30 protein-coding genes are annotated in these 25,474 nt (G+C 67.3%); 20 read left to right on the top strand and 10 right to left on the bottom strand.

Annotated features, from left to right (window positions below; genetic code table 11):
- The first annotated feature begins 62 nt into the window (after positions 1-62).
- Complete coding sequence (rpsT, locus tag AC5P9I_RS09410) at positions 63-332, top strand: 30S ribosomal protein S20 (RefSeq protein WP_005408560.1); 270 nt, start codon at positions 63-65, stop codon at positions 330-332.
- 228 nt (positions 333-560) lie between these two features.
- On the opposite strand, the gene cgtA is transcribed toward rpsT, so the two are convergent.
- The 3 genes from cgtA to rplU all read right to left on the bottom strand — a co-directional run bounded on the left by cgtA (position 561) and on the right by rplU (position 2,381).
- A complete protein-coding gene (gene cgtA / locus AC5P9I_RS09405) occupies positions 561-1,613 on the bottom strand; it encodes an Obg family GTPase CgtA (protein ID WP_049469069.1) in 1,053 nt (350 codons plus the stop codon).
- 177 nt (positions 1,614-1,790) lie between these two features.
- Complete coding sequence (gene rpmA, locus AC5P9I_RS09400) at positions 1,791-2,054, bottom strand: 50S ribosomal protein L27 (protein ID WP_005408558.1); 264 nt, start codon at positions 2,052-2,054, stop codon at positions 1,791-1,793.
- An 18-nt stretch (positions 2,055-2,072) separates the two neighbouring features.
- Complete coding sequence (gene rplU / locus AC5P9I_RS09395; protein ID WP_005408557.1) at positions 2,073-2,381, bottom strand: 50S ribosomal protein L21; 309 nt, start codon at positions 2,379-2,381, stop codon at positions 2,073-2,075.
- Positions 2,382-2,698: 317 nt separating this feature from the next.
- Between rplU and uvrA the strand changes: the two genes are divergently transcribed.
- The 3 genes from uvrA to AC5P9I_RS09380 all read left to right on the top strand — a co-directional run bounded on the left by uvrA (position 2,699) and on the right by AC5P9I_RS09380 (position 6,928).
- Positions 2,699-5,698, top strand: a complete 3,000-nt coding sequence (gene uvrA / locus AC5P9I_RS09390; protein ID WP_049469058.1) for an excinuclease ABC subunit UvrA — start codon at positions 2,699-2,701, stop codon at positions 5,696-5,698.
- Positions 5,698-6,105 carry an acyl-CoA thioesterase gene (locus AC5P9I_RS09385; protein ID WP_032956469.1) on the top strand — a complete coding sequence of 136 codons (408 nt, stop codon included), beginning with the start codon at positions 5,698-5,700 and terminating at the stop codon, positions 6,103-6,105. The genes uvrA and AC5P9I_RS09385 overlap by 1 nt, the downstream gene beginning before the upstream one ends.
- 97 nt (positions 6,106-6,202) lie before the next feature.
- Positions 6,203-6,928, top strand: a complete 726-nt coding sequence (locus AC5P9I_RS09380) for a hypothetical protein (protein WP_049469056.1) — start codon at positions 6,203-6,205, stop codon at positions 6,926-6,928.
- Positions 6,929-6,980: 52 nt separating this feature from the next.
- On the opposite strand, the gene AC5P9I_RS09375 is transcribed toward AC5P9I_RS09380, so the two are convergent.
- Positions 6,981-7,427, bottom strand: coding sequence for a copper chaperone PCu(A)C (locus tag AC5P9I_RS09375; RefSeq protein WP_049469055.1), 447 nt, complete (start codon positions 7,425-7,427; stop codon positions 6,981-6,983).
- Positions 7,428-7,461: 34 nt separating this feature from the next.
- Between AC5P9I_RS09375 and AC5P9I_RS09370 the strand changes: the two genes are divergently transcribed.
- From AC5P9I_RS09370 to AC5P9I_RS09355, 4 genes are all read left to right on the top strand, one after another.
- Positions 7,462-8,238: an enoyl-CoA hydratase/isomerase family protein gene (locus AC5P9I_RS09370; RefSeq protein WP_049469053.1), complete on the top strand. Its 777-nt coding sequence runs from the start codon at positions 7,462-7,464 to the stop codon at positions 8,236-8,238.
- Positions 8,239-8,391: 153 nt separating this feature from the next.
- Entirely contained in the window at positions 8,392-9,291 is a 900-nt protein-coding gene (tesB, locus tag AC5P9I_RS09365; RefSeq protein WP_032953622.1) for an acyl-CoA thioesterase II, read from the top strand.
- A 4-nt stretch (positions 9,292-9,295) separates the two neighbouring features.
- Positions 9,296-9,799 carry a pathogenicity-like protein gene (locus AC5P9I_RS09360; RefSeq protein WP_049469051.1) on the top strand — a complete coding sequence of 168 codons (504 nt, stop codon included), beginning with the start codon at positions 9,296-9,298 and terminating at the stop codon, positions 9,797-9,799.
- A gap of 208 nt (positions 9,800-10,007) precedes the next feature.
- Positions 10,008-11,225: an RNA polymerase sigma factor gene (locus AC5P9I_RS09355; RefSeq protein WP_088476382.1), complete on the top strand. Its 1,218-nt coding sequence runs from the start codon at positions 10,008-10,010 to the stop codon at positions 11,223-11,225.
- 51 nt (positions 11,226-11,276) lie between these two features.
- Here the strand turns inward: AC5P9I_RS09355 and AC5P9I_RS09350 are convergent, their stop codons facing one another.
- Complete coding sequence (locus AC5P9I_RS09350) at positions 11,277-11,837, bottom strand: EF-hand domain-containing protein (protein WP_049465635.1); 561 nt, start codon at positions 11,835-11,837, stop codon at positions 11,277-11,279.
- A 156-nt stretch (positions 11,838-11,993) separates the two neighbouring features.
- Here AC5P9I_RS09350 and AC5P9I_RS09345 point away from each other — a divergent pair, with 156 nt between their 5' ends.
- Together AC5P9I_RS09345 and AC5P9I_RS09340 are read left to right on the top strand one after the other, a co-directional pair.
- Positions 11,994-12,749 carry an arginyltransferase gene (locus tag AC5P9I_RS09345; RefSeq protein WP_005408547.1) on the top strand — a complete coding sequence of 252 codons (756 nt, stop codon included), beginning with the start codon at positions 11,994-11,996 and terminating at the stop codon, positions 12,747-12,749.
- Between the two features lie 38 nt (positions 12,750-12,787).
- Entirely contained in the window at positions 12,788-14,002 is a 1,215-nt protein-coding gene (locus AC5P9I_RS09340; protein WP_049465631.1) for an endonuclease/exonuclease/phosphatase family protein, read from the top strand.
- A 113-nt stretch (positions 14,003-14,115) separates the two neighbouring features.
- On the opposite strand, the gene purT is transcribed toward AC5P9I_RS09340, so the two are convergent.
- Positions 14,116-15,303, bottom strand: coding sequence for a formate-dependent phosphoribosylglycinamide formyltransferase (gene purT, locus AC5P9I_RS09335; RefSeq protein ID WP_049464923.1), 1,188 nt, complete (start codon positions 15,301-15,303; stop codon positions 14,116-14,118).
- Positions 15,304-15,439: 136 nt separating this feature from the next.
- On the opposite strand from purT, the gene AC5P9I_RS09330 reads away from it, so the two are divergent.
- Genes AC5P9I_RS09330 through AC5P9I_RS09310 form a run of 5 tightly spaced genes read left to right on the top strand, consistent with a single transcriptional unit; the run spans position 15,440 to position 18,138 of the window.
- Positions 15,440-16,321: an SPFH domain-containing protein gene (locus AC5P9I_RS09330; RefSeq protein WP_049464925.1), complete on the top strand. Its 882-nt coding sequence runs from the start codon at positions 15,440-15,442 to the stop codon at positions 16,319-16,321.
- A gap of 45 nt (positions 16,322-16,366) precedes the next feature.
- Entirely contained in the window at positions 16,367-16,546 is a 180-nt protein-coding gene (locus AC5P9I_RS09325; protein WP_005408543.1) for a type II toxin-antitoxin system antitoxin, read from the top strand.
- Positions 16,543-16,722, top strand: coding sequence for a DUF4177 domain-containing protein (locus AC5P9I_RS09320; protein WP_049464927.1), 180 nt, complete (start codon positions 16,543-16,545; stop codon positions 16,720-16,722). Before AC5P9I_RS09325 ends, AC5P9I_RS09320 begins: the two co-directional genes overlap by 4 nt.
- Before the next feature lie 3 nt (positions 16,723-16,725).
- On the top strand, positions 16,726-17,319 hold the full coding sequence (locus AC5P9I_RS09315; protein ID WP_049464929.1) for a PH domain-containing protein: 594 nt from the start codon (positions 16,726-16,728) through the stop codon (positions 17,317-17,319).
- Positions 17,320-17,328: 9 nt separating this feature from the next.
- The gene (locus AC5P9I_RS09310; RefSeq protein WP_049464932.1) at positions 17,329-18,138 is read left to right on the top strand and encodes a M15 family metallopeptidase; all 810 of its coding nucleotides are present in this window, start codon (positions 17,329-17,331) and stop codon (positions 18,136-18,138) included.
- 155 nt (positions 18,139-18,293) lie between these two features.
- Here the strand turns inward: AC5P9I_RS09310 and AC5P9I_RS09305 are convergent, their stop codons facing one another.
- From AC5P9I_RS09305 to AC5P9I_RS09290, 4 genes are all read right to left on the bottom strand, one after another.
- Entirely contained in the window at positions 18,294-18,665 is a 372-nt protein-coding gene (locus tag AC5P9I_RS09305) for a DUF423 domain-containing protein (RefSeq protein ID WP_049464934.1), read from the bottom strand.
- 104 nt (positions 18,666-18,769) lie between these two features.
- Positions 18,770-19,843 carry a polyketide cyclase gene (locus AC5P9I_RS09300; protein WP_049464936.1) on the bottom strand — a complete coding sequence of 358 codons (1,074 nt, stop codon included), beginning with the start codon at positions 19,841-19,843 and terminating at the stop codon, positions 18,770-18,772.
- 234 nt (positions 19,844-20,077) lie between these two features.
- On the bottom strand, positions 20,078-20,719 hold the full coding sequence (locus AC5P9I_RS09295; protein ID WP_006424175.1) for a response regulator: 642 nt from the start codon (positions 20,717-20,719) through the stop codon (positions 20,078-20,080).
- A complete protein-coding gene (locus AC5P9I_RS09290; RefSeq protein ID WP_049464938.1) occupies positions 20,719-21,915 on the bottom strand; it encodes a sensor histidine kinase in 1,197 nt (398 codons plus the stop codon). The genes AC5P9I_RS09295 and AC5P9I_RS09290 overlap by 1 nt, the downstream gene beginning before the upstream one ends.
- Positions 21,916-22,066: 151 nt before the next feature.
- On the opposite strand from AC5P9I_RS09290, the gene AC5P9I_RS09285 reads away from it, so the two are divergent.
- From AC5P9I_RS09285 to AC5P9I_RS09265, 5 genes are read left to right on the top strand one after another with little or no spacing between them, the layout of a single operon-like run.
- Positions 22,067-22,663 (top strand): GNAT family N-acetyltransferase, encoded by a 597-nt coding sequence (locus AC5P9I_RS09285; RefSeq protein ID WP_005415684.1) that lies wholly within the window; start codon positions 22,067-22,069, stop codon positions 22,661-22,663.
- Entirely contained in the window at positions 22,609-23,454 is an 846-nt protein-coding gene (minC, locus tag AC5P9I_RS09280; RefSeq protein WP_049464940.1) for a septum site-determining protein MinC, read from the top strand. The genes AC5P9I_RS09285 and minC overlap by 55 nt, the downstream gene beginning before the upstream one ends.
- Before the next feature lie 35 nt (positions 23,455-23,489).
- Positions 23,490-24,299 carry a septum site-determining protein MinD gene (gene minD, locus AC5P9I_RS09275; RefSeq protein WP_006424120.1) on the top strand — a complete coding sequence of 270 codons (810 nt, stop codon included), beginning with the start codon at positions 23,490-23,492 and terminating at the stop codon, positions 24,297-24,299.
- Between the two features lie 2 nt (positions 24,300-24,301).
- Positions 24,302-24,562, top strand: a complete 261-nt coding sequence (minE, locus tag AC5P9I_RS09270; protein WP_005408532.1) for a cell division topological specificity factor MinE — start codon at positions 24,302-24,304, stop codon at positions 24,560-24,562.
- 46 nt (positions 24,563-24,608) lie between these two features.
- Positions 24,609-25,088 (top strand): hypothetical protein, encoded by a 480-nt coding sequence (locus AC5P9I_RS09265; RefSeq protein WP_053462448.1) that lies wholly within the window; start codon positions 24,609-24,611, stop codon positions 25,086-25,088.
- The last annotated feature ends 386 nt before the right edge of the window (positions 25,089-25,474 follow it).

The following is a 25,474-nucleotide window of genomic DNA, read 5'->3' as shown; positions in this document are numbered from 1 at the left end:
GGGCCATCATACTAGCCAGCTTGCTGTTCCCATAACACCGATTTTTTCAGGAAACCACCACCGTGGCCAATATCAAGTCCGCCAAGAAGCGCGCCAAGCAGACCGTCGTGCGCAACGCGCGCAACGTGGCTCAGCGCTCGATGCTGCGCACCGCTGTCAAGAAAGTGATCAAGGCGCTGGACGCCAACGATGCCGCCGGCGCTGAAGCCGCCTTCGCCGTTGCCCAGCCGATCCTGGATCGCTTCAGCGCGCGTGGCCTGATCCACAAGAACAAGGCTGCTCGCCACAAGAGCCGCCTGAACGACCGCATCAAGGCCCTCAAGGCCGCCTGATCCGGCGTTGCCGCCCTGCCCTTCGGGGCGCGGCAGCAGACAAGAACCCGGCCTCGGCCGGGTTTTTTGTTGCCTGCGATCCGGGCGATCCCAGCGGGCCCGCGCGACCGGTAGTGCCGGCCGCTGGCCGGCGGTTCACCGGGATTGCCGGCCAGCGGCCGGCACTACCCAACAAAAAACCCGGCCGGAGCCGGGTTTCTGCCAACGCCAGTCGGCCAGCCGTCGACGTTACTGCGCGTCGCGGGCTTCCTGTTCTTCTTCCTTCTGGCGATCGAAGAAGGCCATGATCCGGCTCATGATCGGGAAGGTGCCTTCGCGCCCCAGCGCGGAAACCAGGAACCACGGCTCCTTCCAGCCCAGCTCGGCGACGATCTGCTCGGCCGCGGCCTGCGCCTCGTCTTCGAACATCAGGTCGGCCTTGTTCAGCACCAGCCAGCGCGGCTTGTTGAGCAGCTCCGGGTCGTGCTTTTCCAGCTCGCGCTCGATCGCACGCACCTGCTCCACCGGCGAAATACCTTCCACGCCGCCTTCCATCGGTGAGATGTCGACCAGGTGCAGCAGCAGGCGGGTGCGCTGCAGGTGGCGCAGGAACTGCGCACCAAGACCGGCGCCATCGGCCGCGCCTTCGATCAGGCCGGGAATGTCGGCAATCACGAAGCTGCGGTGGTTCTCCACCTTCACCACGCCCAGGTTCGGATACAGCGTGGTGAACGGGTAATCGGCCACCTTCGGCGTTGCCGCCGAAACGGCACGGATCAGGGTGCTCTTGCCGGCATTGGGGAAGCCCAGCAGGCCGACATCGGCCAGCAGCTTCAGCTCCAGCTTCAGCGTACGCTCTTCGCCCGGCTCGCCCGGCAGCGCCTGGCGCGGCGAGCGGTTGGTCGAGCTCTTGAAGTGCATGTTGCCCAGGCCACCGCGCCCGCCCTTGGCCACCAGCAGGCGGTCGCCGTGCCGGGTCAGGTCGCCGATGACCTCATCGGTGGCAACGTTGATGATCACGGTGCCGACCGGCACGGTGATGGTCAGGTCTTCGCCCCCCTTGCCATAGGCCTGGCGGCCCATGCCGTTCTCGCCGCGCTGCGCCTTGAAGATGCGGTCATGGCGGAAGTCGACCAGGGTGTTCAGGTTTTCGTCGGCGCGGATGTACACGCTGCCGCCCGCACCGCCGTCGCCGCCGTCCGGGCCGCCGAGCGGAATGAACTTCTCGCGACGGAAGCCAATGCAGCCGTTGCCGCCGTTGCCGGCGAACACTTCGATTTCTGCTTCGTCTACCAGTTTCATTGTTTCGATGCCTGCGATGGGCGCGGCCTGCTGGCCGCCGCCTTGAATGTCATGCCGGCTGCGGGCCGGCAACCCGGCCCAGCCGGTCTTGCTTCAACTCTAACGAAAAGCCCCGCCGAAGCGGGGCTCTTCATGCAGCACTCCCATGCCGGGGCACGGGTGCCGGCGATGCCTGGATCAGGCGTCGGCCGAGACGATGCTGACGGTGCGACGCTTCTTGGCGCCCTTGACCGAGAACTCCACCTTGCCGTCCACGAGGGCGAACAGGGTGTGGTCACGGCCCAGGCCAACGCCGGTGCCCGGGTGGAACTGGGTGCCGCGCTGACGCACGATGATGTTGCCGGCTTCGATGGCCTGGCCGCCGAAGATCTTGACGCCCAGGTACTTCGGGTTGGAGTCGCGACCGTTGCGCGAGGAGCCTACGCCCTTTTTATGTGCCATGACTGCTTCTCCTGATGCTTAGCCGGCGATGCCGGTGATCTCGATTTCGGTGTAGTACTGACGGTGACCCTGACGCTTCATGTGGTGCTTGCGGCGACGGAACTTGATGATCCGGACCTTGTCAGCACGACCCTGGGACAGGACCTTGGCGGTGACGGCAGCGCCCTTCAGCGCATCGCCCAGCTTCACGCCGTCGCTGTCACCCAGCATCAGGATGTTGTCAAACTTGATCTCGCTGCCGACTTCGACTTCGAGCTTTTCAATGCGGAGCTTTTCGCCCTGCGCCACGCGGTATTGCTTACCGCCGGTGACCAGTACTGCGTACATGACCAGGCCTTCCTCTGTAGTTATTGTGGTCTGAGCTGCCGCCATCGAGGGCGGACAGGAGCGGGATTGTACGCAGATCAGCGGGCGCGGGTCAAGTCAACCCCTGAACGCCGAAGGAGACGGGACCGGAACAGCGCCAGAACCCCTGTCACGCCGTGAAGAGGGATCTGACCCCTGCCTGACGGCCTGTCTCACCCGATGAGACACCGGGCTGGCATTGTGGCCCATTGCCCCCATCTGGTCACCTCGGTAGGCTGACCGATTGCCGTTCCCTGCTGGCCCGGCACCCAGCCAACGCCCCCACAACCGGATCCCCCATGGCGATGGATTTCATCCGCATCCGCGGCGCGCGGACGCACAACCTGAAGAACCTCGACCTCGACCTGCCCCGCGACAAGCTGATCGTGATCACCGGCCTGTCCGGCTCGGGCAAGTCCTCGCTGGCGTTCGACACCATCTATGCAGAAGGCCAGCGCCGCTACGTCGAGTCGCTGTCGGCCTATGCGCGCCAGTTCCTGAGCGTGATGGAAAAACCGGACCTGGACCACATCGAGGGCCTGTCCCCGGCGATCTCGATCGAGCAGAAGTCGACCTCGCACAACCCGCGTTCCACGGTCGGCACGATCACCGAGATCTACGACTACCTGCGCCTGCTGTACGCCCGCGTCGGCACCCCGCGCTGCCCGGACCACGGCTATCCGCTGGAGGCGCAGACGGTCAGCCAGATGGTCGACCAGGTGCTGACCCTGGACCCGGAACAGCGCTACATGCTGCTGGCGCCGGTCATCCGCGACCGCAAGGGCGAGCATGCCCAGGTGTTCGACCAGCTGCGCGCGCAGGGTTTCGTGCGTGTGCGCGTGGATGGCGAACTGCATGAAATCGACGCGGTGCCGCCGCTGGCGCTGCGCCAGAAACACACCATCGAGGCGGTGATCGACCGCTTCCGCCCGCGCGAGGACATCAAGCAGCGCCTGGCCGAGAGCTTCGAGACCGCGCTGAAGCTGGGCGATGGCATGGCTTCGGTGCAGAGCCTGGACAGTGCCGACGCTTCGCCGACGCTGTTCTCCTCCAAGTACTCCTGCCCGGTCTGCGATTACTCCCTGCCGGAGCTGGAACCGCGCCTGTTCTCGTTCAACGCACCGATGGGCGCCTGCCCCGGCTGCGACGGCCTGGGCATGGCCGAGTTCTTCGATCCTTCGCGCGTGGTGGTGCATCCCGAATTGTCGCTGGCCGCCGGTGCGGTGCGCGGCTGGGATCGTCGCAACGCCTATTACTTCCAGCTGATCGCCTCGCTGGCCAAGCACTACCGGTTCGACGTCGACGCGGCATGGAACTCGCTGCCGCAGAACGTGCAGCAGGCCGTGCTGTACGGCAGCGGCGATGAGGCGATCACTTTCACCTACTTCACCGAAGCCGGTGGCCGCACCCAGCGCAAGCACCGCTTCGAGGGCATCATTCCCAACCTCGAGCGCCGCTACAAGGAAACCGAATCGCCGGCGGTTCGCGAAGAGCTGTCCAAGTACATCAGCGAACAGCCGTGCCCGGAATGCCATGGCGCGCGCCTGAACAAGGCGGCACGCAACGTGTTCGTGGCCGACCGCCCGCTGCCGGAGCTGGTGGTGCTGCCGATCGACGAGGCGCTGAAATTCTTCAGCGAACTGAGCCTGCCCGGCTGGCGTGGCGAGATCGCCGCGAAGATCGTCAAGGAAATCGGCGAACGCCTCGGCTTCCTGGTCGACGTCGGCCTGGATTACCTGACCCTGGAGCGCAAGGCCGACACCCTGTCCGGTGGCGAGGCGCAGCGCATCCGCCTGGCCAGCCAGATCGGCGCCGGCCTGGTCGGCGTGATGTACGTGCTCGACGAACCATCGATCGGCCTGCACCAGCGCGACAACGAACGCCTGCTCGGCACCCTCACCCGCCTGCGCGACCTGGGCAACACGGTGATCGTGGTCGAGCATGACGAGGACGCGATCCGCCTGGCCGACTACGTGCTGGACATCGGCCCGGGCGCGGGCGTGCATGGCGGCGAGATCGTCGGCCAGGGCACGCTGCAGGACATCCTGGAGGCACCGCGCTCGCTGACCGGCCAGTACCTGTCGGGCAAGCGCGCGATCGAGATCCCGGCGCGCCGGCACAAGCCGAACCCGAAGATGACCCTGCACCTGCGCGGGGCCAGCGGCAACAACCTCAAGGGCGTGGACCTGGCGATTCCGTCGGGCCTGCTGACCTGCGTGACCGGCGTGTCCGGCTCCGGCAAGTCGACCCTGATCAACGACACCCTGTTCTCGCTGGCCGCCAACGAGATCAATGGCTCCTCGCACCCGGTCGCCCCGTACAAGGAGATCGATGGCCTGGACCTGTTCGACAAGGTGGTGGACATCGACCAGTCGCCGATCGGACGCACCCCGCGTTCGAACCCGGCCACCTACACCGGCCTGTTCACGCCCCTGCGCGAACTGTTCGCACAGGTGCCCGAAGCCCGTGCACGTGGCTACTCGCCGGGCCGCTTCAGCTTCAACGTGCGCGGTGGCCGCTGCGAGGCCTGCCAGGGCGACGGCCTGATCAAGGTGGAGATGCACTTCCTGCCGGACGTGTACGTGCCCTGCGACGTCTGCCATGGCAAGCGCTACAACCGCGAGACACTGGAGATCCTGTACAAGGGCTTCAACATCAACGACGTGCTGGAAATGACCGTCGAGGATGCGCTGAAGCTGTTCGAACCGGTGCCGTCGATCGCACGCAAGCTGGAAACGCTGGTCGACGTCGGCCTGAGCTACATCAAGCTGGGCCAGAGCGCGACCACGCTGTCCGGTGGTGAAGCACAGCGCGTGAAGCTGTCCAAGGAGCTGTCGCGCCGCGATACCGGCCGCACCCTGTACATCCTCGACGAGCCGACCACCGGCCTGCACTTCCACGACATCGAAGCGCTGCTGGGCGTGCTGCACAAGCTGCGCGACGAGGGCAACACGGTGGTGGTGATCGAGCACAACCTGGACGTGATCAAGACCGCCGACTGGATCGTCGACCTGGGCCCGGAAGGCGGCCATCGCGGTGGCACCATCCTGGTCACCGGCACGCCGGAAGACGTGGCGGCCTGCCCGCAGTCCTACACCGGCCAGTTCCTGGCCCGCATGCTGCCTTCCACCAGCGCACGCCCGGAGCAGCCGGCCGCCGTGGCCAACAAGCCCGACGCCCGCCCGCCGCGCAAGGTGAAGCCTGAAAAGCCCGCCAAGGTGGCGAAGAAGGCGGTGGCCGCCAAGAGCACCGGCAAGACCAGCAAGACCGCAACTGCCAGCAAGAAGAAGGACGCCTGATGAGCAGCGAACACAAGATCCTGGCCCGCATCCCGATCAGCGTGCGCTGGCGCGACATGGACAGCATGGGCCACGTCAACAACGCCAAGTACATTTCCTACCTGGAGGAGGCGCGCGTGCGCTGGATGCTCGGCGTGGACGGCGTGTCGATGACCGACCGCATCGCACCGGTGGTGGCCGCGACCAACGTCAATTACCGGCTGCCGATCGTGTGGCCCAACGACATCCTGGTCGAGCTGTTCGTCGAGCGCCTGGGCAACAGCAGCGTGACCATCGGCCACCGCATCGTCGACCAGCAGGACGCGTCGAAGCTGTATTCCGACGGCAACGTGGTGGTGGTCTGGATGGATACCCAGACCGGCAAGAGCGCGCCGCTGCCCGAGGCGATCCGCAGCGCCTCTACCTGACACACCCTGGTAGGTGCCGACCTTGGTCGGCACGCTTCGGCGGCAATGAGGTTGCCGGCCAGCGGCCGGCACTACCGACACTGATCAAAGGACTGACATGATCCACCAGACTGAACTGCGCGACCTGCTGCCCGGCATGGTCCCCTTTCCCACCGACGTGTTCCCCGCCGACCAGGCCTGGCTCGGCCAGCACCTGCTGCCGCTGCTGAAGATCGACCTGGGCGTGCTGCGGCCGGAACTGGCCGGCCAGGTGGCAACGATGCTGTGCCCGATCGAGCCGTATGACGGCTGCATCGGCGAGACCACCGAAGAACACCACAACGAGTTCACCGGCACCAACTGGATCGCCTTCGAACTGACCGCCGGCAACGAGATGCGCTTCCTTGGCAACGAGGGCTATTTCATCGGCGACCAGGTGCAGGACAGGCACGCGCAGGAACACATCGCGCAGATGCGCGAGAGCTATGCCAAGGCGCGTGACTACCATGCCGCCCATGGTCGCCTCGCCTGCTACTCGCGCTTCGGCAAGGGCGAGCCCAGCGAGCGCGATTACCTGGATACGTTGGGGGGACCGATCGGTTTCGGCAACTGGACCGAGACCGCAGAGATTCCTGCGGCATTCGAGCTGGGCTTTACCGACGCGGCCGATGACCCCAACGCTGCGGACGATGCCGAAACGGTGGTCATCACCCGCAACGGCAACGCGTTCTTCGCCGTGGCCGGCGTGGCCGGGTACAACTGGTGCGCCACCGGCGCCGATGCGATCGTGATGTTGTACGAGCCGGAAAGCCGCACCGTGCTGTTCTCGTACGACTGGTCGTAAGCCTCTTTGGCATTGCCCGTGCTGCCGGCCAGCGGCGGGCACTACCATCCCGCTACGGCGCGACCTTGCGCACGGTCAACGTCGCGTTCGCTTCAGCACCGCCCTCCAGCTGCAGCCGCAGCGGCAGCGCCTGGCCTTCCTTCAGCGCGCCCTTGCCCTGCATCAACATCAGGTGCAGGCCACCGGGCTTGAGCTCGGCACGCGCCCCCGGCGCCAAGGGCAGGCGTTCAACGGCCCGCATCCGGCTGACCCCGTCGACGATCGTGGTCTCGTGCAGCGACACATCTCCGAATCCACTGCTGGTCGCGCCGGTGATTGCCACCGCGCTGCTGCAACCGTTGTGGATCACGCCATAGCCGGCGGTCATCGGCATCGCTGGATTCGGTGGCAGCCGCGCCCAGCCCCGCTCCATCGTGACGCAGGCCGGCTCAGCAGCGGAAGCCGATGCTGCGGCCGCACACAGCACCAACAGTACGCCAACGAATGGTTTGGTTATCATCGCCCAGGTTCCTTCTTCGCAACGAGACCGCAGCATGACGACGCTCATCGAGGTGATCAACCATGGCCCCATCCGCGAACTGCGCCTGGCGCGGCCGCCGGTCAATGCACTGGACACCGACCTGTGCCGGCAGTTGATCCATGCCATCGAGCTGGCCATGGCCGAAGACGCGCACGGCATCGTGCTGTCGGGCAGCGAGCGCGTCTTCACCGGCGGCATGGACGTGCCGCACCTGCTCTCGCATGGCGATGACAAGCACAAGCTGCTGGACACCTGGAACGCCTTCTTTGGCGCCGTGCGCACGCTGGCCGAGAGCCGCATTCCGGTGGTCGCGGCGATCACCGGCCACGCCCCGGCGGGTGGCTGCGTGCTGGCGTTGTGCTGCGACTACCGGGTGATGGCGCGCAGCGCCGATCCGTCGCGCCCGTATGCCATCGGCCTGAACGAAGTACAGGTCGGCCTGATTGCACCGGAAGGCATCCAGCGCCTGCTGCGCCGTGCGGTGGGCGTGCACCGCGCCGGCGCGCTGCTGACCACCGGCGCGTTGGTGCCGGCCGAACAGGCGCTGCAGATCGGCCTGGTCGATGAGCTGGCCGAAGGTGACCTGGTGGTGGCACGTGCCGTGGCCTGGCTGCAGAACCTGCTCAGGCAGCCGCGCCAGCCGATGCTGCTGACGCGCGCGATTGCCCGCGCTGACCTGCACGAAGCGCTGCACCCGGACCTGATCCAGCTCGACCGCTTCGTCGAAGCCTGGTTCGCCCCGGATGCGCAGAACGCCCTGCAGGCGCTGGTCGCCCGGCTGGGCAAGTAAACGGTAGTGCCGGCCGCTGGCCGGCATCCGCAGCCCCCCCCAAGAGGATCATGAGGTTGCCGGCCAGCGGCCGGCACTACCGAAGATGGGGCCGCCGCCCTGACCGGTATAATCAGGCCCTCTTTCACTGCTGTGGCCGCCCCCTTGAACGACATGCCCGAACCCGTCGTCTCCGAGCTGATCGACCTGCTCACGCTGGAGCGGCTGGAGGACAACCTGTTCCGCGGGCAGAGCCGCGACATCGGCACCAAGTACGTGTTCGGCGGGCAGGTGCTGGGACAGGCGCTGGCCGCCGCGCAAGCCACGGTCGACAACGGCCGCCACGTGCACTCGCTGCACGCCTACTTCCTGCGCGCCGGCAACATCGACCACCCGATCGTCTACGACGTGGACCGTACCCGCGACGGCGGCAGCTTCTCGGTACGCCGGGTCACCGCGATCCAGCACGGCAAGGTGATCTTCTTCTGCGCGGCCTCGTTCCAGCAGGCCGAGACCGGCGCCGAGCACCAGCACAAGATGCCCGAAGTGCCGCAGCCGGAGGACATCGAACCGAACCGGCCGCTGCCGGCCGAGGTGCTGGAACGCCTGCCGATCAAGGTGCAGCGCTGGCTGTCGCGTGGAGGTCCGTTCGAGTTCCGCCATGTCTATCCGCGCGACGAACTGAACCCGCCCAAGCGTCCGCCCTACCACCAGGTGTGGCTGCGCCTGAGCGAGCCGGTCGGCGATGCCCCGGAGCTGCATCAGGCCCTGCTGGCCTACGCCTCGGACTTCCACCTGCTGGGCACGGCGACCTTCCCGCACGGCATCAGCTACTACCACCCGCACGTGCAGATGGCCTCACTCGACCACGCGATCTGGTTCCACCGCCCGTTCCGTGCCGACGACTGGCTGCTGTACTCGCTGGACAGCCCCAGCGCACAGGATTCGCGCGGCCTGGCCCGCGGCCAGTTCTTCACCCGCAACGGCGTGCTGGTGGCCAGCACCGCGCAGGAAGGCCTGATCCGCGTCGTACCCGACCAGGCAGCGGCGGCCGCCGTGCCGGCCAAGGAGTGATCCGATGCGCCAGATCTTCAGCAGCCAGCGTGTGGAAACCGTCGAAGGCGTGGCTGAGCTCCTGCGCGGGCATGGCATCGACGTCAAGGTGACCAACGGGCGCTCTTACAAGACCCGCCGCCGTGGGCAGTTCAGCTATACCGACCTGGGCAACGCCAACGCCTACCCGGCGGTGTGGATCGTGCGCGCCGACGACCAGCCGCGCGCGCGAGAGATCCTGCGCGAGGCACGCCTGCTCGACACCACCCGCCGCGACCACCCGACCGCCGAGTTCGCCTTCCGCGATGCCCCGGAACAGGGCGGCGGCGGCCGCAGCTGGGCCTGGCGCATCCGCATCGCCCTGCTGGTGGTGATCGCCGGTGTGGCGCTGGTGATCGGCCTGCGCCACCGCAGCGCCCCGGCCCCGGTGGCGCCGGCGCCCGCTCCCCAGACGCAGCCGGCCCAGCCGGCCCCGCAGGCAGCGCCGGAAGAGGAAGAAGTCCGGGTCCGCATCCAGCCCTCGAAGTAACCCACGGGTCGTACCCGCCGCTGGCCGGCAACTGCAAAAAGGGGACGGAGGGGATTAAGTCGTTTGTGGCACAAACGACTTAATCCCCTCCGTCCCCTTTTTTTTCGTGAGGTTGCCGGCCGGGGGCCGGCACGACCGTGCAGAAAGCCGGTCACACTTCGCGCGCGGCTCCGTCATGGGACACAATCCCAGCAGGAGAGCCGCCGCCATGACGACGTTCGCCGCATCGATCGACCAGACCCTGGAACGCGAACTGCCCGCCGCCGCCAGCGGTTGCCAACACGCCTACGGCCGCATCGTGCTGGCCTGCCAGAACACGGTCACCGCCATCGCGCTGGCCATCACCCGCGACCGCCAGGCCAGCGAAGACATCGCACAAGAAGCCTTCGTCAAGGGCTGGCAGCAGCTGCACCAGCTGCGCAGCTCGACCAGCTTCCTGCCCTGGCTGCGGCAGATCACCCGCAACCTGGCCCGCGACTGGCTGCGTGCCCAGCGTGGCCGACCGCTGACCGGCGAGGCGGCCGAGGTGGCGATGGGCATGGCTGCCGACCCGGCCCCGGGTGCCGCCGACCGCCTGCAGCGGGTGGAGGAAGAGATCGCCGCCGAGGACATCATCTCGGCGCTGCCCGCCGACAGCCGCGAAGTGCTGCTCCTGTACTACCGCGAAGGCCAGCGTTCGCAGCAGGTGGCCGACCTGCTCGGGCTCAGCGACGCAGCCGTGCGCAAGCGCCTGTCGCGCGCCCGCGCCCTGGTCCGCGACGGCCTGCTGCAGCGCTTCGGTGAGTTCGCACGCAGCAGCGCGCCGAGCGCTGCATTCGCCACCGCGGTGGTGTCGATGGTCCTGGTGGCCGCGCCCGGCACCGCCAGCGCCGCGATCCTGCTCAGCACCGGCGTCGGCGTGGGCGGCAGCAAGCTGGGCCTGGGCGGCGTCAGTGCCGCAGGCGGCGCAGCCATGGGTTCACTGACGGCCGCCGCCAGCCAGCTGCACCTGATACCCGCCAGCAACTGGGCCGCCGTTGCCGGGGGCGTCGTCGGTGGCATCATCGGCAGCTATCTGGGGGGCCGCTTCCTGCTGCGCTTCGCAGACACCCCGCAGGAGCGGGCGGCCGTGCGACGGTTCGTGCACCTCAATACGTTCACTGCGATGGTCGTCTGCACCAGCCTGCTGGTCTCGCTGATGCTGCAGGTGCCGCTGTGGCTGCAACTTGCCATTCTCGTCATCGGCCTGGGTACGGTGAACTACCAGTGCCTGGTGCCGCTGCAGCGCCTGATGGCCCCCATGATCACGCGCGATTCGGCGCGGCGCGGCCGCAGCGGGACCAACTGGCATTACGAATCCGTCTACGGGCGCACCGGCATCATCGGGGCGAACGTCTTCGTGATCGGTCTGGTGGTGTATGCGCTGATGCGCGGCGGAAACCTATAACGGACAACGCCGGCACTCTGCCGGCGTTGTCGTCATTCACTGCATTGACCCTCAGCGCTGCGGCGCCGGTGCAGCACCGTCGCGCGGACCGCCATGGCGCGGGCCACCATGCATCGGGCCCTTGGCCGCATCGAACTCGGCCTTGCTCAGCTGGCCGTCCTTGTTGGTGTCGGCGGCAGCGAACCAGGCATCACGATGCTGCTTCATGCGCAGCTCGCGGTCGGCCTTGTCCAGGTAGCCATCCTTGTTCAGATCAAGCTGGTCAAAACGCGCGGCCAGGCGCGGATCGGCCTTGGCTTCCTCGCGGCTGATGCGGCCATCCTTGTTGACGTCCAGCGTGGCCCAGCGCTCACCGCCATGGCCGCAGCGGCCATGCTGCCAGCGCGGCAGTTCGTCGCGCGAGAGCTTGCCGTCCTTGCTCTTGTCCAGCTCGTCGAACTTCGCTGCCAGGCGCGGGTTCGCGGCCGCCTCGCTGCGGTCGATGACGCCGTCACCGTTGGTGTCCAGCTTGGCCGGGCGCGGTGCCGGCGTGGCCGGGGTGTCGGCGGCCAGCGCGATTCCGGAAGCAGAGGTGCCCAGCAACAGGGCCAGCAGCAGGGGGGTACGGATCATGAGGTCACTCCTGGGGATGGGAACAGCGTCGGGGTGATCACTTCACCCTCGAGGGACAACAACGCCCGGACGCGACATCGGTTGACGCCGCTGCCGGTTCCGTTCATCCGGCGGACAGTCGCCGCCACTGCGACGGGCTGGGGCTATGCTGTGTCCATGGCGATCCATGGCGACAGAGACGACGAACTGCGACTTTTCCAGACCGGCGAGCACCCTTGCGGGTACTGGTCGGACCGGGTGGCACGCGACCTGGTGCTGGACCCGAACGACCGCCGCCTCGGCGCGCTCTATCCACTGGCACTGAGCTGGGGCTTCCGCCGCAGTGGCGACCTGGTCTACCGGCCGCACTGCGCGCACTGCCAGGCCTGCGTTGCAGTGCGGATCCCGGTGGCACGCTTCGCTCCGGACCGCAGCCAGCGCCGCTGCGCCGCCCGCAATGCCGACCTGGAGGTGCGGATCACCGCCGCCACCGCCCGCGACGACCTGTTCGCGCTGTATCACCGCTACCTCACCCACCGCCACGCCAACGGCGGCATGGACGACCACGGCCCGCACGAGTTCGAGCAGTTCCTGATCGGCAGCTGGTCGCACACCCGCTTCATGGAGATGCGCCTGCCCGGCCACGACGGCCAGCCCAGCCAGCTGCTGGGGGTGGCGGTGACCGACGTCACCGAGCACGGACTGTCGGCGGTCTACACCTTCTTCGACCCGGACCACGCCGCGCGCGGGCTGGGCACCTTCGCGATCCTGCAGCAGATCGAATGGGCACGCCGCGAGGGGCTGCCGCACGTGTATCTGGGCTACTGGATCCGCGGCCACCAGAAGATGGACTACAAGCGCCGCTTCCATCCGCTGGAGGCGTATGACGGCCGCCGCTGGCACGATTTCGACAATGATCTGGACGGGCGCTGACAAACCGCTGACACCGGGCCGGGTGCACAATACGGCCCATGAACATGACCCGCCGCCATCCCCTGATCCTCGCCCTGGCCCTGCTCTGCGGCGCCACGGCCCCTGCCTTCGCCACGTCCCCTGCGATGACCGAAAAGCCGTCCGCTGCGCTGCGCCTGGCCACCTACAACACCTCGCTGTACTCCGATGACGCCGGCGGCCTGATCAAGGAGCTGGAAGGCGAGAGCGAGCACGCGCGCAAGATCGCCGCGGTGCTGCAGCAGGTGCGCCCGGACCTGGTGCTGCTGAACGAGTTCGACTTCGACGATGCCCATCGCGCCGCCGAGCTGTTCCAGAAGCGCTACCTGGAAGTGGCCCAGCCCGGTGGCGGCAAGCCGCTGCATTTCGCCTACCGCTACCTGGCCCCGGTCAACACCGGCGTGCCCAGCGGCCTGGACCTGGACAACAACGGCGTGGTCGGCGGCGAAGGCCGCAGCCGTGGCAATGACGCGTGGGGCTACGGCCTGCACCCGGGCCAGTACGGCATGCTGGTACTGTCGCGCTATCCGATCGATGAAGCCAAGGTGCGCAGCTTCCAGCTGCTGAAGTGGAGCGCGATGCCCGGTGCGATCCGCCCGGTCGACCCGCGTACCGGCCAGAGCTTCTACAACGATCATGTGTGGTCGCAGCTGCGGCTGTCGTCGAAGTCGCATTGGGACGTGCCGGTGAAGACCCCGGCCGGCGTGGTGCACGCGCTGGTTTCGCACCCGACCCCGCCGGTGTTCGATGGCCCGGAAAAGCGCAACGCGGCGCGCAACCATGACGAACTGCGCCTGTGGCAGGAATACCTGTCCAAGGGTGACAAGCCCTGGCTGTGCGACGACAAGGGCCAGTGCGGCGGCCTGGCGCAGGATGCGCGCTTTGTGATCCTCGGCGACCTCAACAATGACCCGGCCGATGGCGATGGCCGCCATGAGGCGATCGTCGAGCTGATCGAGAACGCCCGCGTGCTGCGCTACCCCACCCCGCGCAGCGTCGGCGGCGAGCAGACCAGCCTGGCCTATGCGGCCAAGGGCATCGAGCGCAAGGGCGCGCCGTTCCACGCCACCGGCGATTTCGGCCCGAAGTCCGGCACGATGCGCCTGGACTACGTGCTGCCCTCGACCGGTTTCGAGTACGTGGGCAGCGGCATCTTCTGGCCGGCCAATGAGAGCCCGGAAGCGAAGATCGCCGACGGCAGCGACCACCACCTGGTGTGGGTGGACGTGCGGTAGCGTCGACTGGGTAGAGTCGACTGTTGGTCGACTGCACGGTGGAAAAAGGGGACGGAGGGGATTAAGTCGTTTGTGGCACAAACGACTTAATCCCCTCCGTCCCCTTTTTCGGTTTACGGGCGCAGTTCGACGCCGATGGCGTCGGCGGCGTCACGCGCGATGGCGCGTGCTTCGTCGATGGTTGCCGCGCGCGCCAGGGTCACGCCGACGCGGCGGTGGCCATGCACGCTCGGCTTGCCGAACAGGCGCACGGCGGTGTCCGGCACCTGCAGTGCGGCGGCGACGTTGTTGAAGTACGGCACGCCCTCGCCGTGTGCCAACAGCGCGCACGAGGCCGACGGGCCGCTCTGGCGGATCACCGGAACCGGCAGGCCAAGGATGGCGCGCGCGTGCAGCGCGAACTCGCTCAGCTCCTGCGATACCAGCGTCACCAGGCCGGTGTCGTGCGGGCGCGGCGACACTTCGCTGAACCACACCTCATCACCCTTCACGAACAGCTCGACACCGAACAGGCCCCAGCCGCCGAGGTCGTCGGTGATCGCGCGCGAAATCTCTTCGGCACGCGCCAGTGCCGCGCTCGACATCGGCTGCGGCTGCCAGCTTTCGCGGTAGTCGCCGTCCTTCTGCAGATGGCCGATCGGCGCGCAGAACGAGGTGCCACCGGCATGGCGCACGGTCAGCAGGGTGATCTCGTAATCGAAGTCGATGAAACCCTCGACGATGCAGCGGCCGGCGCCGGCGCGGCCACCGGTCTGTGCGTACTCCCACGCCGGGGCGATGTCCGCTTCGCTGCGCAGGGTGCTCTGGCCCTTGCCCGAGGACGACATGACCGGCTTGACCACGCACGGCAGGCCGATGGCGGCCACGGCAGCACGGTACTCGGCCTCGGTATCGACGAAGCGGTACGGCGAGGTCGGCAGGCCCAGGGTTTCGGCGGCCAGGCGGCGGATGCCTTCGCGATCCATGGTCAGGCGTGCGGCGCGCGCAGTCGGGATCACCCGCAGGCCCTGCTCCTGCTCCAGCTGGACCAGGGTCTCGGTATGGATGGCCTCGATCTCCGGCACCACCAGGTGCGGCTGCTCCTGGGCGATCAGCGCACGCAGCGCCATGGCATCGAGCATGTCGATCACGTGCGAACGGTGCGCGACCTGCATGGCCGGGGCATCGGCATAGCGATCGGCGGCGATCACCTCCACGCCCAGCCGCTGCAGCTCGATGGCCACCTCCTTGCCGAGTTCGCCCGAGCCCAGCAGCAGCACGCGGGTGGCGGAGGGGGACAACGGAGTTCCAAGCTTGGCCATGGCGGTTCCAGCAACGGTGTGAAGGCGGAGGGGCATTCTAGCTGGCCGGGCACCCCGGGCAGGGCGTCCGACGAACGGTTGCCCAAATGTGATATCACTTTGATATCTTGAATCGAATCCTCAAGGACGTACCGCCATGAAAGAGAAGTCGCTTGCCTCCCTCAACGGCCTCGGCACGCTGGCCGGTGCCCTGCTCGTCGCCCTCGCCGGCGCTGCCCTGTTCGTACTGGGCGTGGCCGCCAAGGCCAGCACCGGCTCGCCCAACCTGCTGCTGATGCTGCTGGGTGCGCTGCTGGGGGTCCTGGGCGTGTTCATTCTGGCCGGCCTGTACACCATCCAGCCCAACCAGGCCGCGGTGCTGAGCCTGTTCGGCAAGTACGTGGGCACCGTGAAGGACAACGGCCTGCGCTGGAACAACCCCTTCTATGCCAAGCGCCGGGTCAGCCAGCGCGTGCGCAACTTCGAGAGTGGCAAGCTGAAGGTCAACGAGCTCGATGGCAGCCCGATCGAGATCGCCGCGGTGATCGTCTGGCAGGTGGTCGACGCCTCCGAGGCCGTCTACAACGTAGACGACTACGAGAGCTTCGTGCATATCCAGTCCGAATCGGCGTTGCGCGCGATGGCCACCAGTTACCCCTACGACCAGCACGAGGACGGCCAGCTGGCACTGCGCAGCCACGCCAGCGAGATCTCCCAGCACCTGAAGAACGAACTGGCCGAGCGCCTGGCCGACGCGGGCGTGCAGGTGATCGATGCGCGCATCAGCCACCTGGCCTACGCCGCCGAAATCGCCCAGGCGATGCTGCAGCGGCAACAGGCCAACGCGGTGATCGCCGCGCGCACGCGCATCGTGGCCGGTGCGGTGGGCATGGTCGAAATGGCCCTGGCCGAACTGCAGAAGAACGGCGTGGTTGAGCTGGACGAGGAACGCAAGGCGCACATGGTCAGCAACCTGCTGACCGTGCTGTGCTCGGACCGCGGCACCCAACCGATCGTCAACGCCGGTTCGCTGTACTGAACCACCCTCGCAACGGGGCGCCCCACCGCCCCGCCAGGAGTTTTCATGAGTGAGAAGAAAGCCTATCCGCTGCGCATCAACGCCGAGGTCCTGGCCGCCGCGCAGCGCTGGGCTGACGACGAGCTGCGCAGCCTCAACGCGCAGATCGAATACGTGCTGCGCGACGCCCTGCGCAAGGCAGGACGCCTGCCAAAACCCACGCCATCGCCGGAGGACAAGGAATGAGCACGCGCTGGAGCTACCAGACCATCGAGGTCAAGACATCCATGATGGGCGTCCTCAAGGCCGAGGACGTCCAGGCCGAGCTGACCCGCCAGGGCCAGCTGGGCTGGGAACTGGTCAACATCATCATCCCGGCACCGATGCGCCCGGCGATGCTGGTGTTCAAGAAGCAGGCCTGAACCATGACTGCCAGCGATCCGAAGCAGTACGAGGTGGCCGAAAGCTCGCCGTTGCGCGTGCTGTGGATCGTGCTGCCCCTGCTCGCCGCCTTCGTGGCCTGCCTGTATGCGCAGCTGTACAAGGCACCGGCGACGGCACCCTGGATTGAAGTGACGCTGTCGCCGCCCTGGTTCCGGATGGGCGGCAGCGCCGCCTGGAGCCTGCTGGTCATTGCAGCGCTCGGCGTCGGGCTGGGCGCGGCGTTCTTCCGCCGCCGGGTGGAACTGGCCGACGACGTGCTGGACGTGCGCTCGACGATGTACCGCCGCCGTATTCCGGTGACGCAGTTGCGGCTGGACCAGGCCGAGGTGGTCGATCTTGCCCGCGACCGCCGCTATGGCATCCGCTTCAAGACCAACGGCTATGCGATGCCGGGCTTCTACTCCGGGCACTTCCGCCTGCAGGGCGGCGGCAAGGGCTTTGCCCTGGTCACCGACCGCAGCCGCGTTCTGGTGCTGCCGGTACGCGACGGCAGCGCGCTGCTGCTCAGCCTGGACCGGCCGCAGGTACTGCTGGACGCACTGCGCAAGGTGGCCGCACCGGCGCCGCGGCAGTAAGCTGCGGCGATGCAACGACGCGCGCCCCTGCTGATCAATACCGAGGCCATCGAGCTGTGGCCCTCCCACCTGCTGCGCGCATGCAGCACCCTGGATGCCCGGCTGCTGTCGCAGGCACAGTGGGTGCTGCGGCGCAAGCGCGATGGCCGCTTCCTGGCGGCGGTGACGACGCATGGCGTGCATTCGCTGGTGCCGCGCCTGCCGCGCGAACCCGGGGTCGAGGAGGCTCTGGCGCTGCTCGATGCAGCGGCGGCGCGGCCCTTCGGCGCTGCGCTGCAGGATCAGTGGTTGCCACTGGCGGGCCTGCAGCAGCGCCTGCAGCAGCTGGGCCTGGATGCCCAGCGCTATGCCGACGACAGCGGCCTGCCATTGGAGCCCGAACCGTGCCTGCTGCACTTCGCCGGCCGTGACCGGTTCGGCCGCCCGCTGTGGCTGCGCCGCGGCGCCGCGCAGGGATGGCGGCGGATGCGCCTGCACGCGGCACGGGAGGGCATCGCGCTCGACGCAATCTCCGGCTTCCGCAGCCATGCCTACCAGTTGGGCATCTTCGAGCGGAAGCTGGCACGCGGGCTGAGCGTGGCGGAGATCCTGAAGGTCAATGCCGCACCGGGGTTCAGCGAACACCACAGCGGCCACGCACTGGACATCGGCACACCGGGCGATGCACCGGCCGAAGAATCATTTGAAGCCACCGACGCGTTCGCCTGGCTGCAGGTGCATGCCGGCGGGCATGGCTTCCATCTGAGCTACCCACGCGACAACCCGCACGGCATCGTCTACGAACCCTGGCACTGGTGCTGGAGACCGGCCAACGGCTGAGCCCGGCGTGGCGCCCGCACGCGGAATGGAACGAGAGAGCAGAGACAGAAGCGGGCCGCTTCGCTCGAAGCCGAGCATGGCTCGGCTCTACAGCCGCTGCCGCGCAACGCCCCCATGTAATGCCGGGCCATGCTCGGCTGCACCCCGGATTGCCCTCACCGCCTCAACGCATTGATCGCCAGCAACACCCAGCCGGCCATCATGCTGGTGCCGCCGATCGGCGCCATCCGCGTCGGCCACTGCCACAACGCCCCGCCCACCAGACTGCCGGAAAACAGCAGCACGCCCAGCAGCAGCACGTACAGCGCCAGGTGCGCGATCGCTCCGTGCGCGCGCGGCCCCAGCGCCACCAGCACCGCGCCATGCGCGAACGCATACAGCGCTGCCAGGTTCAGGTGCTGCTGCGCCAGCGGGTCGGCTACGCCGTGCGATGCGTAGGCAGACAGGCCGATCGAGGCAGCGGCCAGCAGCGCACCCACGCAGGCCAGCAGGGACGGCTTACGCGCGCGACGTTCAAGGTTGAACATGAAGGCTCCTTGCGCAGCACCCCTCACCGGGTGCGGAATAAAAAAAAACGCGCCGCAGTCAGCGGCGCGTTTTCGTGTCCAACACTACATGGGACAGCCGAGGCTTACTTGACGGCCCAGTAGATGTCGTAGGTACCTTCCGGGGTGAACGACTTGTCGATGCCGTCCTTCCAGGTTTCGTACGGGCGGTCGATGACTTCGTTGCCCGAAGTCACGGCCCAGGCACGCAGGCCGTTGCGGGCAACGTCCAGGCCTGCCATGTGGCCGGTGTAGGCCGCATGCGCCGAACGGTGCGGAGCAACGTGCACGTACTTGACCGGTGCGCCGCCGTCGATCTTGACGGTCAGCTCGTCGGCTGCAGCACCTTCAGCACCCTTCTTCTTCACCGGCTGGGCGATGTCGAAGGCGTACTTCTCCTGGCCGAAGTCGGTGGTGATGATGCGGAACGGACCGGCGGCTTCAAGGCCATTGGCCTCCATCACGCGCTTGATCCACTCCTGGTTGTCCTTGATCGACTTGGTGATGGAATCCTGGCCGCGATCCACGTTACCAGCGTTGACCACCAGCAGGTTCTCGGCCGGCACTTCCACGATGGCCAGGTCGGTCAGCGGGGCTTCCGGGGTGCGGTAGTCGACGTTCGGAACGCTGGCGAGCATGTTGGCGATGCGCGACAGGCCCAGCTTGATGTCATCGCCGATCTGGCGGCTGACATACAGGCCGGCGTAACGGCCGAACAGGTCGAAGCCGTACTTCACCGAGTAGTCCTGGGTGATCTTGACGTTGCGACCACCCTTGCCGGTCGGCTCCAGGTTGAAGGTGGTGACCTTGTCGTGACCCTTGGTGGCGTCTTCGATGGCGATCACAACACGCTTGTTCTCTTCGGCTTCGGTGATCTTCCAGGAACCGGTACCCAGGTCCTTGGAGTTGAAGTCGAGGGTGGCACCGGTACCGGACGCCGGGCCGGACAGCTTCAGTTCAACGGCGGGATCGCGCAGTACCAGCGGGTTCCAGTCCTTGAAGCGGCGCAGGCTGCTGACCGTGTCGTACACGATCGTCATCTTGCGGTTGGTCTCGATGCTTTCGGTGATGTGACGCTCGCCCGGCAGACATACGCCAATGATGACGAACAGGCCAGCCACGATCCCCAAGGCGATCAGGAACTCGATAATACGGGTCATTCAGAGAGTCTCCGGGGCCGATCCCACGGCCGGGTTGATTGAAGCGAAGCGCCAATCCTAGCAGGCTTCGCGGGCATTGTTTATCGGGATTGGCGCACCGGTTTCCGTGCCGGCTGCGTATTTGTATGGACAAAGAATTCGAAGGGTAACGCATACCGCTGCCCGGCAAGTAGGGGGCAACCTTGGCGGGAACCCCCGGGCGCCACCCAAGCCCTTGTACCAAAAGGATTTTTCCTAGACCAACTGGAGTTCAAACGCCTTCAGTACGGCCCGCGTTCGGTCGCGCACGCCCAGCTTGGAGAGGATGTTGGAGACGTGGTTCTTGATGGTGCCCTCGGCCACGCCCAGCGAGTTGGCGATCTCCTTGTTGGAGAAGCCACTGGCCATCAGCCGCAGGATCTCGGTCTCACGGTCGGTCAGCGGGTCCGGGCGGTCCAGGCTGACGAACTCGTTGCGCATGTGCTCCAGGCCGGAGAGCAGCCGCTGGGTCACCGCCGGCTGCACCAGCGAACCGCCATCGGCCACGGTGCGGATGGCACCGACCAGCTGCGCCAGGGTGACATCCTTGAGCAGGTAGCCCTTGGCACCGGCCTTGAGCCCGGCCAGCACCAGCTGGTCATCGTCGAACGTGGTGAGGATGATGGTCGGCGGCAGCTGTTCCTGCCGCGACAGCACCTGCAGGGCCTCCAGGCCCGACATCACCGGCATGCGCATGTCCATGAGCACCACGTCGGGGCGCACCTGCGGTATCAGCTCGACCGCCTGCCGGCCGTCGCCGGCCTCGGCCACCACCTCGATGCCGTCGTCGAGCGCCAGCAGGGAGCGGATTCCCTGCCGCACCAGGGTTTGGTCGTCGACCAGGCAGACGCGAATCATCAACGCACTCCTTCAGGAACCTTGGTAAGGGCGGCCACCAGCACCGTTGCCGGCACCGTCGCCCGCAGCCGGAAGCCTTCACCGGGGCGGGTCTCGATCTGCAGCTGGCCGCCACATTGTTGCAGGCGCTCGCGCATGCCGCGCAAGCCATTGCCCACGTTGACCATATCCGCGCCGACGCCGTCGTCGCGGGCCTCCACCACCACCCGGTCGGGGGCTTCACGGTACACCTTGATCCACAGGTGGCGGGCACTGGCATGGCGCACCGCGTTGGTGATGATCTCCTGGGTGCAGCGCAGCAGCACGTGGGCCCGCTGCGGGTCCTCCACGTTCAGCGGGTCCTCGATGTCCAGCTGGATGTCCAGCGAGGGCACGTTCTCGGTCAGCGGGCGCAGCGCCGCAGCCAGGTCGATGGCGCCGGTCTCGCGCAGCTGGCTGACCACCTCGCGCACGTTGCCCAGCAGCAGCTTGGCCAGTGCATGCGAGCGCTTGACGTGGTCCAGCGCCTGGCCCTCGGCCAGGTGGCCGGCCACTTCCAGGTTCAGGGTCAGCGCGGTCAGCTGGTGGCCGAGCAGGTCATGCAGCTCGCGCGAAATGCGGGTGCGCTCGTTGACCCGCGCACTCTCGGCCAGCAGGGCCCGGGTGGCGCGCAGCTCCGAATTGAGCCGGCGCTGCTCGTCGCGGGCCTCGGTCTGCTGTCGCGCGACCAGGCTGGTCACGAAGATGAACATCGAAAAGCCGCCATACAGCAGCGACTGCATCACTGCTTCGAACAGCGGGAAGCGCAGCAGCATGTAGTAGACCGGCGCGACCGCCAGCTGGCTGACCAGCAGCCACAGCACTCCCAACCGCACCGACAGCATCCACGGGATGACCCCGGCGGCCACCATCATCAGGATGCTGCCCAGGCCCGAGCCGCTGAGGAAGCTGACCCCCAGCGCCGAGATCGTCAGCAGCAGCAGCAGGCCACGGTCCAGCCAGCTGGTATGGCTGTCGCTGCGCAGGATGCGGGTGAGCCAGTAATAGGCGGTGCCGAAAGACAGGTAGGCGACGAACAGCAGGATCGCCCAGCCGCCCATGTCGCTGCGGCTGTGCAGGTTCTCGAACTGCGAGTAGGCCAGCGGCAGGCCGACCATGACCCAGGTGAACAGGCCGGCCAGACGGAGGACGCGGGTATGGCTGAGGACTCCCAACATGCCAGCACTCTACGGGCCCGGGCTGCCTCGCGCACTCCCACGGAAGTCATGCCTGCCCGGTCGCCTGTTCATGCCGCAGCCCACCCCGGGCATGCAATAATCGTGCGCAGGGTCCCTTGATGGACCAACCGCGTTACCCCACGGAGTCACAATGTCGATTGTCATCCGCGACGTGCGCGAGCACGAGCTCGATTCCGTCCTGGCTTTGAACAACAACGCTGGCCTGGCCATCCTTCCCCTGGATGCGGCACGCCTGCGCCTGTTCTATGAGACCGCTGAGTATTTCCGCGTCGCCGAGCGCGACGGCAACCTGGCCGGCTTCCTGATCGGCTTCGGCAGCGACAGCCAGCACGACAGCAGCAATTTCGCCTGGTTCAAGCAGCAGCTGGACACCCCGTTCTTCTACATCGACCGCATCGTGGTCGCCAGCCGCCGCCGTGGCGGTGGTGTCGGCCGTGCGTTCTACGCCGACGCGCAGAGCTTCGCCGAGCTGCGCTACCCGCAGATGACCTGCGAAGTCTTCCTCGACCATGGCGCCGATGCCGCCCTGCTCTTCCACGGCAGCTTCGGCTTCCGCGAGCTGGGCCAGAACACCATGCCGCAGGTCGATGTGCGCGCCAGCATGCTGGCCAAGGAACTGTGCAGCTACCCCTGGGTCAAGGAGACCTACGGCGGCAAGCTGCCGGATGTGGCATGGACACGCGCCCGGCAACTGCCGGCGCAGGCACAGCGGCCGACGGGGACCTGAGCGTGGCGGTGAATTTCGATTACGAACAGGCCGGCGAACTGAAGATCGGCCAGGTGGGCATCGCCAACCTGCGCATCCGTACCCTTGACGTCGAGCGCCTCGTGCAGGAAATGCGCGAGCGCGTGACCCGCGCCCCGAAGCTGTTCGGCCGCGCCGCAGTGATCCTCGACTTCGGCGGCCTGAGCCAGGTGCCGGACGTGGCCACCGCGCAGGCGCTGGTCGACGGCCTGCGCAGCGCCGGCGTGCTGCCGGTGGCGCTGGCCTATGGCACCAGCGCGATCGACCTGCTCTCGCAGCAGCTCGGCCTGCCGTTGCTCGCCAAGTTCCGCGCGCAGTACGAGCGTGCCGAGGCCGAGCAGGCCCCGCCGCCGCCCGCACCGGAACCGCGCCGGGCAGCCCGTGCCGAGCCGAAACCGGCCCCGGCAGCGCCGGTGGCCAAGGTGGCCGACGCCGCCGCGCCGCAGCCGGGCCGCATGCAGCTGGGCAACGTGCGTTCGGGCCAGCAGCTGTACGCGGAAAACTGCGACCTGACCGTGATGGCCACCGTCGGCGCCGGCGCCGAGGTCATCGCCGACGGCAGCATCCATATCTACGGGACCCTGCGCGGCCGCGCGCTGGCAGGGGCCCAGGGCAACACCGCGGCACGTATTTTCTGCCGTGATTTCCATGCGGAACTGGTCGCCATTGCAGGCCATTACAAGGTACTGGACGATGTCCCGGACAACCTGCGCGGCAAGGCCGTGCAGGTGTGGCTGGAACAGGACCAGATCAAGATCGCTGCGCTGGACTGACGCAGCACCCAAACAGAATCATCAGGAGAAGTCCTTTGGCTGAAATCATCGTAGTCACCTCCGGCAAGGGCGGCGTCGGCAAGACCACTTCCAGCGCGAGCCTGGCCTGCGGCCTGGCGCGGCGCGGCAAGAAGGTGGCCGTGATCGACTTCGACGTCGGCCTGCGCAACCTCGACCTGATCATGGGCTGCGAACGCCGCGTGGTGTACGACTTCGTCAACGTCGTGCACGGCGAAGCGACCCTCAAGCAGGCCCTGATCAAGGACAAGCGCTTCGACAACCTGTACGTGCTGGCCGCCTCGCAGACCCGCGACAAGGACGCACTGACCCAGGAAGGCGTGGGCAAGGTGCTGAAGGACCTGGCCGCCGATGGCTTCGACTACATCATCTGCGACTCGCCGGCCGGCATCGAGAAGGGCGCCTTCCTGGCGATGTACTTCGCCGACCGCGCGGTTGTGGTGGTGAACCCGGAAGTGTCGTCGGTGCGCGACTCCGACCGCATCATCGGCCTGCTCGATTCGAAGACCCACAAGGCCGAATCCGGCCAGGACGTGCCGGCCTTCCTGCTGCTGACCCGCTACACCCCGGTGCGCGTGGAAAGCGGCGAGATGCTGAGCATCGCCGACGTCGAGGAAGTGCTCGGCCTGAAGGCGATCGGCGTGATCCCCGAATCGGGCGACGTGCTCAACGCTTCCAACAAGGGCGAGCCGGTCATCCTGGATGTCGAATCCGCTGCCGGCCAGGCCTATGAAGACGCCGTCGCGCGCATCCTCGGCGAAGAACGCCCGATGCGCTTCACCAACGTCGAGAAGAAGGGCTTCTTCAGCAAGCTGTTCGGAGGGTAAGCATGGGCCTGTTTGATTTCCTCAAAGCGAAGAAGACCACCGCCGAAACCGCCAAGAACCGCCTGCAGATCATCATCGCGCAGGAACGCAGCCACCGTGGTGGCCCGGACTACCTGCCGCTGCTGCAGCGCGAGCTGCTGGAAGTGATCAAGAAGTACGTGAACATCGACGTCGATGCCGTGAAGGTCGACCTGGTGAAGGATGGCCAGCACGATGTGCTGGACATCTCCGTGGCGCTGCCGGAAGGCCCGGACAAACCCTGATCCCCTGCCCCGCCCGTGCCTGCATGGGCGGGGCTGCCCGACCCGCATGACCGATACGACAACCGCCGTGGACATCACCTGCGTGGGCGACATCGCCTTCGCCGATGCGCAGTGCCTGCTCGCCGCGCATGGCCTGCGGCTGCACCACGTGGCCGACGGCGAGCCGATTCCCGGCAGCTACTGGGGCGAACCCGAGGCCGGCATCATCGCCAGCAACGTGTACGTGCGCGACGACACGCCCGTGCACTCGATGCTGCACGAGGCCTGCCACCTGATCGTGCTGCCGCCGGAGCGGCGGGCGCAGGTGCATACCGATGCCACCGACTCGGTGGCCGAGGAAGACGCCACCTGCTACCTGCAGATCGTACTGGCCGGGCAGCTGCCCGGCGTCGGCAGCCAGCGGCTGATGGCCGACATGGATGCCTGGGGGTATACGTACCGGCTGGGGTCTACGAAAGCGTGGTTCGAACAGGACGCCGAAGACGCGAAGGCGTGGCTGGTCGAACGCGGCTTGCCGGTGGCGTAAAGCCGCAGGCGCGGTTGGCCACGGGCGCGTGGCGACGCGTCGGACCTCGCGGCGCCCCTCTTTTCACTCGGCGCGGTTCGAGCAGGACGCCGAAGACGCGAAGGCGTGGCTGGTCGAACGCGGCTTGCCGGTGGCGCAAAGCCGCGGGCGCGGTTGGCAACGGGCGCGTGGCGACGCGCCGGACCTTGCGGCGCCCCTCTTTTCACTCGGCGCGGTTCGAACAGGACGCCGAAGACGCGAAGGAGTGGCTGGTCGAACGCGGCTTGCCGGTGGCGTAAAGCCGCGGGCGCGGTTGGCAACGGGCGCGTGGCGACGCGCCGGACCTTGCGGCGCCCCTCTTTTCACTCGGCGCGGTTCGAGCAGGACGCCGAAGACGCGAAGGCGTG

Source organism: Stenotrophomonas sp. YJH_SMC_29, from assembly GCF_059371235.1.
This window is presented reverse-complemented; position numbering and strand designations above follow the sequence as displayed.